Annotated in this window: 9 protein-coding genes and 1 pseudogene; 7 read left to right on the forward strand and 3 right to left on the reverse strand. The window is 43.6% G+C overall.

Annotated features, from left to right (window positions below):
* Positions 1-41: 41 nt before the first annotated feature.
* The 4 genes and pseudogenes from A11Q_RS02760 to recA form a co-directional block, all read left to right on the forward strand.
* Positions 42-983: an SPFH domain-containing protein gene (locus A11Q_RS02760; protein ID WP_015469263.1), complete on the forward strand. Its 942-nt coding sequence runs from the start codon at positions 42-44 to the stop codon at positions 981-983.
* A 3-nt stretch (positions 984-986) separates the two neighbouring features.
* Positions 987-1,481, forward strand: coding sequence for a phosphatidylglycerophosphatase A family protein (locus A11Q_RS02765; RefSeq protein ID WP_015469264.1), 495 nt, complete (start codon positions 987-989; stop codon positions 1,479-1,481).
* A gap of 29 nt (positions 1,482-1,510) precedes the next feature.
* Complete coding sequence (locus A11Q_RS02770) at positions 1,511-2,044, forward strand: CinA family protein (RefSeq protein ID WP_015469265.1); 534 nt, start codon at positions 1,511-1,513, stop codon at positions 2,042-2,044.
* Positions 2,045-2,058: 14 nt separating this feature from the next.
* Positions 2,059-3,094 (forward strand): annotated as a pseudogene (recA, locus tag A11Q_RS02775) (recombinase RecA); the annotation flags it as partial.
* A 374-nt stretch (positions 3,095-3,468) separates the two neighbouring features.
* Here the strand turns inward: recA and A11Q_RS02780 are convergent.
* Positions 3,469-3,960 carry a glutathione peroxidase gene (locus A11Q_RS02780; RefSeq protein WP_015469268.1) on the reverse strand — a complete coding sequence of 164 codons (492 nt, stop codon included), beginning with the start codon at positions 3,958-3,960 and terminating at the stop codon, positions 3,469-3,471.
* A 171-nt stretch (positions 3,961-4,131) separates the two neighbouring features.
* On the opposite strand from A11Q_RS02780, the gene A11Q_RS02785 reads away from it, so the two are divergent.
* Both A11Q_RS02785 and A11Q_RS02790 read left to right on the forward strand, forming a co-directional pair.
* Positions 4,132-6,096, forward strand: a complete 1,965-nt coding sequence (locus A11Q_RS02785; RefSeq protein ID WP_015469269.1) for a hypothetical protein — start codon at positions 4,132-4,134, stop codon at positions 6,094-6,096.
* Positions 6,097-6,146: 50 nt separating this feature from the next.
* Positions 6,147-8,420: a hypothetical protein gene (locus tag A11Q_RS02790; protein ID WP_015469270.1), complete on the forward strand. Its 2,274-nt coding sequence runs from the start codon at positions 6,147-6,149 to the stop codon at positions 8,418-8,420.
* 8 nt (positions 8,421-8,428) lie between these two features.
* Here the strand turns inward: A11Q_RS02790 and A11Q_RS02795 are convergent, their stop codons facing one another.
* A complete protein-coding gene (locus tag A11Q_RS02795) occupies positions 8,429-9,640 on the reverse strand; it encodes an aspartate kinase (RefSeq protein WP_015469271.1) in 1,212 nt (403 codons plus the stop codon).
* 5 nt (positions 9,641-9,645) lie between these two features.
* Positions 9,646-10,626 carry a lytic transglycosylase domain-containing protein gene (locus A11Q_RS02800; RefSeq protein WP_235044639.1) on the reverse strand — a complete coding sequence of 327 codons (981 nt, stop codon included), beginning with the start codon at positions 10,624-10,626 and terminating at the stop codon, positions 9,646-9,648.
* A 283-nt stretch (positions 10,627-10,909) separates the two neighbouring features.
* Here A11Q_RS02800 and flgF point away from each other — a divergent pair, with 283 nt between their 5' ends.
* Positions 10,910-11,728, forward strand: a complete 819-nt coding sequence (flgF, locus tag A11Q_RS02805; RefSeq protein ID WP_015469273.1) for a flagellar basal-body rod protein FlgF — start codon at positions 10,910-10,912, stop codon at positions 11,726-11,728.

Genomic DNA, 11,728 nt, shown 5'->3' on the forward strand with positions numbered 1-11,728 from the left:
GTAGCTTTCTGGGACAAAAGATCGTTTTTAAAGGAGGAACTGTGGAATTTGGTTTGATTACAATGGCTCTGATTTTAATCGGAATAGGCTCAGTTGTTGGCGGAATCTTTGTGACCGTTCAGCAAGGAACAGTCAGCGTGATTACAATGTTCGGAAAGTACCGCCGAATCATGTATCCGGGTTTAAATTTTAAAATCCCATTTCTTGAAGTGGTTTTTCGTCGTATTTCCATCCAAAATCAATCGGTAGAGTTACAGTTTCAGGCGATCACTCAAGATCAGGCCAACGTAAACTTTAAAGCGATGTTGCTTTACTCGGTTATTGATCAAACAGAAGAGACGATCAAAAGCGTGGCTTTTAAATTCATCGATTTCGGCAGCTTGATGCAGACTCTTAATCGCACAGTTGAGGGTAGTGTTCGTGGATTCGTGGCAACGAAAAGACAAAATGAAATTTTAGGTTTACGTCGTGATATTGTAGAAGCGGTTAAAGCCAATTTAGATGAAGATCTAAAAAGCTGGGGATATCATCTTATCGACTTACAATTAAATGACATTTCATTCGACGAAACGATTATGCAATCTATGGCGCAAGTTGTGGCTTCAAGTAATTTAAAAGCCGCGGCAGAGAATGAAGCACAGGCGTTATTGATTCGTAAAACAAAAGAGGCTGAGGCCAGTGGTTTGGCTGTGAAAATCTCGGCTGATGCGGAAAGAGCAGCTGCACAGATGCGCGGTGAAGGTATTGCACTTTTCCGTGAAGAGGTTGCAAAAGGTATGAATAAAGCCGCTTTAGAAATGAAAGCGGCTGGCTTAGACAGTTCATTTATCTTATTTTCTATGTGGACAGATGCGATTAAGCATTTTGCAGAAAATGGTAAAGGCAATGTGATTTTCTTGGATGGCTCGAATGAAGGTCTTGATAAAACCATGAAACACATGATGGCTTTAAGCCATGTTCAAGATAACAAACTTCAAAAGTAATCTATGTTGCTCAATTCGTTGCTGATACAGATCGCGACATTTTTTTCGGTAGGTAAATTTCCCAAGGCACCCGGAACAGTCGGGACCTTGGCGACTATTCCGCTGTGGTACTTGCTGTCTCAGACAGGTCCTCTGATCTATATGTTGGTGACCTTTCTATTATTTCCGTTAGGGGTAATGGCGGCTCAGGCTTACGAAAATCATATTGGTAAGCACGATTCAAAAGAAATTGTGATTGATGAAGTCGTGGGCTTTTTGATTACTATGACGTGGTTGCCCTTAACATGGCAAAGCGTCGTGATTGGTTTCTTGGTCTTTCGCGTCCTCGATATTGTAAAGCCCCCTCCAATTCGTCAATTGGATCAAAAGGTTCAAGGTGGCTTTGGGGTTATGGTAGATGATGTGGTTGCTGGCGTAATAGGCAGTATTATAATGCAGCTCATCTATACCCAGACTAATTGGCTGGGTGTGCAAATTTCTGTTTTGACATCCAATTAATTTACATACATTGTACATATGTAAATTATATGAAAACAAATGCGGTAAAATCTAAATCTGAACTTCAAAATACGCTACAGTCCTCAGTTGTAGGCACTGTGCGGGTTCTTCGTGACAACGGTCTGACAGTGGGCTTTGCTGAGAGCTGCACAGGTGGACTTTTGTCTAGCTCGTTTACCGAGTTGGCAGGGGTTTCAGATGTTTTTACCGGATCCATCATTAGTTACGACAACAGTGTAAAAAAACAGCTTCTACAGGTTTCAGAGGAAACTTTGCAAACACGCGGAGCTGTCAGTTCTGAGACCGCACATCAGATGGCTGAAGGCGCTTTGCGCTCTTTAGGCGTATCGATTGCGGTATCGGTAACGGGCATAGCTGGTCCGAGCGGCGGAACAGCAGAAAAGCCAGTGGGAACTGTCTTTATTGCTATTGCTGGTTCGGGACGTGAAGAGATGGAAACCCATGTGCGGCAGTATCTTTTCGCGGGTGATCGCAAAGAGGTGCAGCTTCAAACATGTATTGAAGCGATTAAATTTTTAAATGAGTTTATTAACAAAAAATAAAAGGAGAGAACGATATGGCAGCCAACACAACAGCACAAGATACAAAAGCACAAAGTGAAAAACTAAAAGCCTTAGATCTAGCAGTCAGCACGATCGAGAAACAATTCGGTAAAGGTTCAATCATGAAATTGAACGCTGGCGATGCTCTTGTAAAAGATGTCGAAATCATCCCAACAGGTGCTTTGTCATTGGATATCGCTTTGGGTATTGGCGGGTTCCCTAAAGGTCGTATCATTGAAATCTTTGGCCCAGAGTCTTCTGGTAAAACAACATTAGCCCTTTCTGCTATTGCGCAAGCACAGAAAAAAGGTGGAGTCGTTGCCTTCATCGATGCGGAACATGCATTAGATGTTAACTACGCTAAAAAATTAGGTGTAAACATTGAAGATCTTTTGATCTCTCAACCGGATAACGGAGAGCAAGCACTAGAAATCACAGAAACATTAGTTCGCTCAGGAGCTATTGACGTGTTGGTTGTCGACTCAGTAGCGGCTTTAACACCAAGAGCTGAGATTGAAGGTGAAATGGGTGATTCTCATATGGGTTTACAAGCTCGTTTGATGTCACAGGCTTTACGTAAATTAACAGCGTCAATCAATCGTTCAAAAACATTGGTTATTTTCATCAATCAAATCCGTATGAAAATCGGTGTTATGTTTGGTAACCCAGAGACAACAACTGGCGGTAATGCATTGAAGTTCTACTCTTCAGTTCGTTTAGATGTACGTCGTATCGGTGCGATCAAGAATGGTGAAGATGTTGTTGGTAACAGAACGGCTGTTAAAGTCGTGAAAAACAAAATGGCTCCTCCATTCACAAAAGTGGAATTTGACTTAATGTACGGTGAAGGTATTTCTGCTGAAGGTGATATCTTAGACTTAGCGACAACTGCGGCTATGGTTGAAAAATCAGGTGCATGGTACTCTTACAAAGGTGAGCGTCTAGGACAAGGCCGTGATCAAGCAAAAGAATACTTACGCAACAATCCTGCTGTTCGTGAAGAATTAAGAAATATGGTTTTAGCTAAAAACGGAATCGGTCAGTTGTTAATGACAAATGACATGAGTGAAGCTGTTGCTGATGATGCTTCTGTCGAGTTGGATAAACCAAAAAGAGCAAAAAAAGCAGCTAAAGAAGATACAAAAGAAAAAATGAACTAAGACTTAGTTTCAAGTTCAGATTGAACTCAGATTCAAATTCTAAAAAGCCATATCTTTAAAAGGGTATGGCTTTTTATTTTTTGATGGCTAGCGTTCTACACCAATTGGGACCCAGCAAAGCCCAGCAAGAATACGACTAAAAAAGAAAGCAATCCTAGATTAATTAAACGTAAATGAATCAGATTCATAGGCCACCTCGTTGAGACTTGTTTGTTCTTACTTCAAGAGTCTTCAAACAAGGGGCCATGTCTTATTTTGGGAAAACTATTTCAGTGCGGCTTCTATGTCGGCTTTAATATCTTTTGGCTCTGTATTAGGTGCATAGCGTTTTAACACCTGCCCATCTTTGCCAATTAAGAACTTGGTGAAGTTCCATTTAATAGCTTCAGTGCCTAAAACACCAGGGGCTTTTTCTTTCATAAACTGATAGACAGGATCAGCTTCGCCACCATTCACATCGACCTTACTTAAAACGGGGAAAGTCACGCTATAAGTTAATGAGCAGAACTGTTGGATTTCGCTGTCAGAGCCGGGCTCTTGAAAGCCGAATTGGTTGCAAGGAAAGCCTAGGATAACAAATTGATCGTGTGAAAAGTTTTGGTAAAGCTCTTCAAGTCCTTTGTACTGTGGAGTGAATCCACACTTACTGGCCACGTTCACGACCAAAGCGACTTTTCCGCGGTGCTGTTCTAAGTTGTAGTTGCTGGCACCAGCTGCTTTTACTGAGTAATCGTAGAAGTTTTTTTCTGTCGACATATATTATCCTCGCTGGATTTTTTTAGTTTGAGTTAGGGAAGTCTTTTTAAGATTAGTTTTTTCATCACTAAATAGCAATAAAGAGCTCGTCGCATTAGATATGTCTTATTCTGAGACGCATCTCAAGTTGGACCAGAAAGTCTCCGATAAACAGGGATGAGGTTCTGTAATATGAGGGAAAAAAACAACCAACCGAATTTTACAATTTTATGGGGATTCAGCCTCTTTGTGTCTGCTGTGCTGATTTTTTCTTTCCCGTTTGAGGCTTCTGCTAATGGAAGTTCATGTGATATCAATGCATTACAAAATTACTCATTTGCTGGGCAGAAATTTCAATCTCAACTAGGTAGCAGACGTGCATTCTGCGTAGAGGCAAAAGATGATGATACAGCAAGACGTGCATGTAGCAATCAGCGTGGTGAAGGTTATCGCTTCATGGACCCAGGAAGCACTCAATATACGAGCAGTGCTACTTCCGATCAAAGCTTAAACTATTATTACTGTATTCCAACTACGAATAACCAAGTGTTGCGTCGAGAGATGTGTAATCAAGCCAATCAAAATAATCCAAGACCAAATGAGTTACATAGTTATCGATGGATTAATGATAAATGCCAGTGCTATCAACATAACCCTCCAGAAGGAAGAGGTTTAATTGAAGACTGTAGCCAGCCAGACCGTGTTCAGATTGCGGCAGCGGAACCACCTCCACCGACTGAACAAAATCTAACGGAATCTGATGAGGCCACGGTTGCGTCAGCCCCAGCTGTACCACAGCAGGGGGTGATGCAGAGATTCTTAGCCTGCGTTGAGCAGCAGCAGTCTTTTGCCAATGATTGTAAAACTGTTGCGACTTCTGCGCGTACAACTTGTGATCCGGATAATGGAAGTAATGGCAATACGATGCGTGATATCGCGTCGGGAGTGTTAAGCGGTGCCGGTGCTATGTACACTATGGCTAATGCTAATTCAGGAACACAAGGAAATTGTTTTAAAGCAGGTTTAGTCGCAAACGGCGCACGTCTTTTATTAGAGCAGACAAGTGATAAGTGTTCGAGTGAAGTGAGTGAATGTAACAATCTTTGCGGAGACCCAGAAGAAAAATATAGTGAATTCAAGCAGGCATGCTCGGTTCTTCTTCCAAATGGCATAGGGTGGGAACAGGTCGAATCAAATAACTATGAGGTAGCTGAAGGTGCTGTTCGTGTGGTTAGTGAGGCAGAACTTACGACTGCACATGAGGCCTTAACAGTTGCTAATACAGCTATTCGTGATGGCTATCGCTTAGGTGATGAGATCTGTCGAGGTGACAGTGCCAATCGTAAAAATCTTTTGGATGATCTGTTGAATGGGGTGGGTAATGCTCTACAACAATCCATGATTTGCGCTTGTCAAACAGCTTCCACAGGAACAGGTAATGGCAGTTGTGATATTCCAACTGTGAATCAGTGCGAAACGAATCCTAACTTAGCCAATTGTAATGTGTATCCTCCTTTGAATGTTTGTACTCCCGGAGCGGGATACGATGCAGCCGCTTGTAACTGTCAGTTAAATCCGACAACGGCAGGCTGTTCGAATCAAGTGAGCAATGGTGTTTCAAGTTTTGCAGGCGGAGCGATTCGTCCAGCATCTGGAGACACAGTTTCTTTCGGAGCTTTAGCGGGATCGGGAACTAGTCGCGCAGCGAATTTAGATTTAAGCACTCCTGCAGAAGGAAGTACTTTAGACTTCTCTGGCCGTGGTGGCGGTAGTGGTCTTGCTGAGCGTCTACCTGGAGCTGGCCTCGGAGGAGGCAGCGGCGGTGGCATGGGCGGCGGTTCTGGTGGTGGCTCCGGTGAGCCAGCTGCAGGCGAAGCTGTGGTGGCTGCGGGCGAAGACCAAGGTGGAATGTTCGGACAACTGAAGAATACAATGGGCCGTTTCTTTGGCGGCGGCGGTGGTAAATCTAAAGACAATGGCAGCATACGCGTGAATAACAAGAAGCCAACAGATGGAGCCAGCCGAATTCGAGGTCGAGGGGTCGCGAGCAACAATGGCGTCGGTTCGAAGAATATGGACATTTGGCGCATGATGAACCAGTGTGTGCAGGGCGATACGTGTAAACGCAATATAAATAACTATATCTTAACGCCTTAGAAGCCTCTTAAATACTCAAGAACAGCCTTCATTTCACCGATAAGCAGTGTATGAAGGCACATCGTCGTTCTTATATTTTTAATTTCATATTTTCTTTAATATTCTTTTCCTCTGGGCTGGTTTTCGCACAGGCGACAAATCCACCTCCCACAGCAGCTCCAAGCTCTGGGGCTCCTTTACCAACACTGGAAAATACGCCTCCTCCTACAGGAATGTCTCTTGGAGGTATTACTGCTAATCTTGGTCCTGCGGCTCAAGGCTTTGTAGAAGCCAATAGAAATCAAACGAATTTCACAAGCAATTTAGATCAAATGGATGAGTCTCAGGCCAACAGAGCTAAAACAGATCCATGTGGTTACTTTTATAGAGAGCAAGGATGGGATTTAACAAAATTGGATTACATGGGAGTCCCTTTTTCTAAAAATGAAGCAAACCAAACAATCACACCTACTCGTTGTGTTGAGGCAAAAACAGATGCAGAGGCTGCCGATAAATGTGGTGGGCGCTTTGTAAATCCTGCGAACCCTCAGTATTTCAGTTCACAGGGGCAAGCTCGTCTAAGAGAGATCGCGAATGGACTTTTTGCGGATATACCTCTGGCTCGGGATAGTAACCCCTTTGGTTTTTATTTCTGTTTGGCAAGTCATGGTGCTAATGCGCCCACAGGTAAGGGACGTATTTGTCAAAATAGACGAGTTTTAGAATCACGATCCACTTGGCCAGCAGAGTATGTTCAAAATTTAGATGTTCAGTGGGCTGGTCGAGGTCGCGACGGAGATTGTAATTGTCGTTCTGATAGTGATGACTATCAGCTTTGTGTTCGACCCGATACGGATGAAGGCGCTGCTGCTATACAAAATCAAGTGAAGACAGATACTTGTGAAGCGAGAGGCTTTAGACGTGATCCTGGGCCAAGTTCGCGCAGCAATCAGAAAATGTGCCAATGTCCTAATGATGATCGTGTCTTTGCGCAGGGTAATATGGCTCAGTGTAATACCCCTGTACAGGCCCTAGTTCCACCGACAGAGCCTACAGACAGATTGAAAAGCTGCGTAGACAATTGGAAAGCACGTGCGGATCGCTGTGTACAAAGTTCGAATGTGGCGCGTACAGCGTGTGCGTCTTCGGATGCACAAAATGCAAATTCTAACAGCGCCATTGGTGTTTTAGAAACTGCCAGCGCATTTCACAATCAGCTTAAAACAGGTTCCGGAGCTCAAAACCAATGTTTCTTGGCGAGCTTGGCCAGCAGCTCTGGTTCAAAAGTTTTAGGGCGCTCGCAAGTGAGTTGTGATGATGAATACAATGCTTGTATAGGAAGTTGCCAGAATCAACTGCAAGAATTTGAGCAAGAGTGCCGTCAGTTTATTACATCGACAGAGGCCACCGGGCATGAAGCGGTTCAGACTCAATTGAATCAACAGTATTTTGATCAGCATCGTCCAGATATCGCGTCTCAGTTCACACGTGGGCAAGAGGTTTGTTCCGGAGAAGTCGCTCGCAGTAAAACTGCGCTCGAACAGACATTGGACAGTTTAGGTGATGCGACGACGACAGCAACTCGTTGTATGTGTCAGTTGTCTGCTTCAGGAGGCCAAAACTGTAACTCGATACCATCGGTGGCAACATGTAATGCAAATCCAAATGCTGCAGGTTGTGCGATTTATTCTTCTATTTCGGCATGTACACCAGGAGCTGGTTACAACGCTTTTGAATGTAATTGCCAAATAAACCCAAGTACTCCGGGTTGTGTAGGTAAAGTAGATCCTCAAACGAATCTTTCGAAGTTCGCTGGAGCCGATGTAAAAGCTGCGGCAGCAGCGAGTGTTGCGGGATTAACAACCTCAGGAATTGCAGGACAAACTTTCCGTACTTCTAATGTGGATTTAGCGGCGGGTGGAACTCCATCTGCGACAGATCCTGAGTCTCTTCGACAAGGAGATTCGCTTTCTGCAGATGGTTCTGGTGGAGCTGGTGTGATGTCTGTCGGTGGCGGTGCTGGTGGCGGACTTGCTGGCGGAAGTGGTGTTGGCCTAAGTGACGGTGTTCCTGTAGAAGGCGGTGAAGTCGACGCTTCTAAAGGCAGCATGATGGGGCAATTAAAAACATTAGCTTCGCGACTGCTGAATAAAAGTAAAGACAGTGGTAACGGATCTTTGCAAAATCAAAAGGCCTTACAAGAGCGAATGGCAGCACAACGTGGTATTGCGAGCGCACGAAAAGGTGTTGGTTCGAAAAATATGAATATCTGGCAAATGATGAATCAGTGTGTTCAAGGTGAAACTTGCCGTACAAATCAAAGCAACTATATCCTTTCACCATAAGGATATAGTTAAATTAACGAATGAAGTGCCTGAATAGCCTGCGATCTTTTTTCTGCAGGCACAATAAAATGTAAACTCAAATCAGATACAGTCGATTGAATGACGGGGATAGCAGCGCCTTTTAGGATAGCGGCTGTTTCGTGTAAATCGCTGTCCGTTACACTTTGTGTGAACGTTGTGGAAACACTGCTTAATTCAGACTGAGTGATCCTTGCGGGATGTGAACCTGAAGACATGAAGTCCTGCAATGAGGATAGAGTTTCTTCCGGTGCTGTGATCCAAACAGTTGAATTCTGTTGATGTAGAATCTGTATTTGGCCGACTTGGTGAAACTGCAGATACTTTTGAAAATCAACAAGTGAAAATGTATCTAATTGAATTTCAAAAACACGTTGATAGGAATTGATTGCCAGCAAATGTTTTCTTTCAAAGGCAAACTCATGCGTGATAAGAGTCCCTGTGCTTTCCGTATCATTTGAGGTGTCGGTATTGGCTGCACCCACAAATAAAATCACCTGCTTTTGCGCAGCTAAATCGACTGAACGTTGATGTAAAACTTTGGCTCCCCACTGGGTCATTTCAAGCAGATGACGATAGTTCATTTGCGGGATAGAGCGAGCGTTCAAGACAAGCTTGGGATCTGCGGTGTACACACTGTCCACGTCTTTTAGAATTTCACAGCGATCTGCTTTCAAATAGTCTGCAATCGCCACCGCGGATATATCAGAACCACCGCGCCCAAGAGTCGTGATCTCTTTTGTTTTCGGAGACACTCCTTGGAATCCAGCTAAGATCACGACTTTATCCTGCTCAAGAGCTTCCTCTACACGGAAAGCTTTGACTTCTAAAATGTTTGCATTGACGTGTGAATCATCTGTCAAAATTCCAGCTTGGCTTCCGGTGAAGCTGATAGCCGTACAACCTAGATCATTTAGGGCCATACTTAACAAAGACATACTCATGCGTTCGCCCACGCTTAAAAGCATATCCATTTCCCGTAGAAGCGGACGTGGTGATACTTGCTTTGCTAAATCAATTAATTGATTTGTGGTTTTTCCCATAGCGCTGACGATAACAACAACTTTTGCGCCTGATGTGTGTAAAGAGCAGATACGTTGTGCGACCTGTTTGATTTTTTCAGGATCAGCAAGTGTAGCTCCGCCATATTTTTGTACTATAAGCGGTTGGCGTTTTAGAGAAATACCTGTGGGTGTAGACATGAAAACTAGTCTAGCGCATATTTTTTGTTTTGATCACGGAAAAATTGGCGTGCCATGCCGAGTGATCCCAATGGAATGCGTATATGATGACCATCCACTTGTCTTGGAACGTAACCTAAAAGCAATTCTGCATTCAAATCACGGATGGCTTTCTTCGTTACATTCAGATGCTCAGCTAAATTTTCTAAATCTGTTCCTGCTGGCGCCCAAACCACCTCGTACTGTAATGGATACTGCGCATCTAAATCGCGAAAGCCGTACAAATTAGGCGCTTTCGCAATCATCATCGCAGCTAGAATTTTAGGAACATAATCCTGAGTTTCTTGAGGAAGGGCTTTAAGGCGGACAAGTTCCCAGTAGTCATTGGTGCCATGTTTTCTGATCTGACGACGCAGTCCATTTTCGCCCATATTGTAGCTAGCGGCTACGAGGTACCACGAGCCGAACTCTTGACGAAGATCTTTTAGGTAACGAATGGCGGCTTGAGTGCTTTTTTTGATATCGCGTCGCTCATCTAACCACCAGTTCTTTTTTAAACCATAGTTGCGACCTGTGGATTCAATGAACTGCCAAGGACCGACTGCTTTTGCAGTACTGACTGCAGTCGCAGAAAATCCACTTTCGATCATCACCATGTAGGCTAAATCTGTAGGTAAGCCGGCTTTTTTCAATTCACTTTGTAATAGCGGCATATACTTCGTCGATTTTTCCAGCCAGTTACGGAAAAAATTCTTACCACGTGTTTGAAAAAAAGAAATCCATGTGGCTACTTTTTTATTGTACGTCACAGGTAAATCGAAAATGAAATGATCGCTAGTATTAGTTTGCTTCTTTTCCAGAAGCTTGAGCTTTTGTTTTAATGTCAGATCGGCTTGTGCTTGCGTCTGCGCAGCTGTAGCAGATCCAGAGTTAGCTACAGCCGGTGTGCGAGCACTAGCTGCGCCACCAGTTTGTGTAGAGGCAAAAGCCACTGAACTTAGTCCCAACTGAAAAGTTAGTATCATTGATAGAGATAGTTTTAAAAACTCACGCATGTATCTTAAAATTATGACATAAATATAGCTTTGGTCGATAGGTCATTTTTGACAGTCGAGTTCGACTCCGTCGACAAATATATGACAGGCCTTAGACTCAGGTCTAGGTGACAGAAGACCTTATCGGTCGTCAGATGCAAACAATAAAGTCTAGATTCTTTCCCATATCCTTATGTCGAGTCGAGGTCTTGGTGGCACTTGGGTTGCTAATTTAATTATTTAGGAGAAAAGCATAATGAGTACAAAAGGTATATTTACAGCTTTGAGTGGAGCATTAGCACAAACTCAAAAGATCGATACGATTGCGAATAATATAGCTAATGTGAACACGACAGGCTTTAAACGTGATCAACAGACCTTTGGCGAGTACCTCACGGCATTTGAAAAAGAGCCGCAAGTTATTCAAGTACCACGTGTGCCAGCTTCAATCGAAAGTTTTTACGACATGAATGGTGGAGACAAAGCATTTGTTAATTCCACTGGTACCTACACGAACTTTGAACAGGGCAGCTTAAAACATACTGGTGGTAAGCTAGATGTGGCTATTGATGGTGCGGGTTTCTTCGAAGTTATGACTCCCTCTGGTGTGCAAATTACTAGAGCTGGTAATTTTACGTTAGATGGCGATGGACAATTAGTAACGAAAGATGGTTTTCCTGTGCTGATGGATGCTGCGGATGATACTCCACCGGAAGATCGCATTATGCGTTTTACTGGGCAAGGTCAGCCTTCGATCTCGGACGCGGGTGAAGTTTTTGACGGAGCTCAGAATCTAGGTCGCTTGTCGCTTATTCAAGTGTCTAACCCAGACAGCTTATTAAAAGTAGGAAGCAATAACTATACATTCAAACCCGAGTTGCCATCTGAGGTCACTCGTGTAGCCACGCCGAATCTTAAACAGGGCTTCTTGGAAACAAGTAACGTGAACATCGTGCAAGAAATGACCGAGATGATTTCCGCACAAAGAGTTTTTGAAGGAACGCAAAAAGCGATCAGTGCGTATGACTCAATGGCTGATAAATCGATTAATGTAATTGGAAATACAAAGGGGTAA

The organism is Pseudobdellovibrio exovorus JSS, from assembly GCF_000348725.1.
Lineage (GTDB): Bacteria > Bdellovibrionota > Bdellovibrionia > Bdellovibrionales > Bdellovibrionaceae > Pseudobdellovibrio > Pseudobdellovibrio exovorus.

Bases quoted from the DNA above. Each gene is read 5' to 3' on its own strand.
- A11Q_RS02765 (WP_015469264.1), top strand. From the start codon at position 987: ATGTTGCTCAATTCGTTGCTGATACAGATCGCGACATTTTTTTCGGTA.
- A11Q_RS02770 (WP_015469265.1), top strand. From the start codon at position 1,511: ATGAAAACAAATGCGGTAAAATCTAAATCTGAACTTCAAAATACGCTA.
- A11Q_RS02780 (WP_015469268.1), bottom strand. From the start codon at position 3,960: ATGTCGACAGAAAAAAACTTCTACGATTACTCAGTAAAAGCAGCTGGT.
- A11Q_RS02785 (WP_015469269.1), top strand. From the start codon at position 4,132: ATGAGGGAAAAAAACAACCAACCGAATTTTACAATTTTATGGGGATTC.
- A11Q_RS02790 (WP_015469270.1), top strand. From the start codon at position 6,147: ATGAAGGCACATCGTCGTTCTTATATTTTTAATTTCATATTTTCTTTA.
- A11Q_RS02795 (WP_015469271.1), bottom strand. From the start codon at position 9,640: ATGTCTACACCCACAGGTATTTCTCTAAAACGCCAACCGCTTATAGTA.
- flgF (WP_015469273.1), top strand. From the start codon at position 10,910: ATGAGTACAAAAGGTATATTTACAGCTTTGAGTGGAGCATTAGCACAA.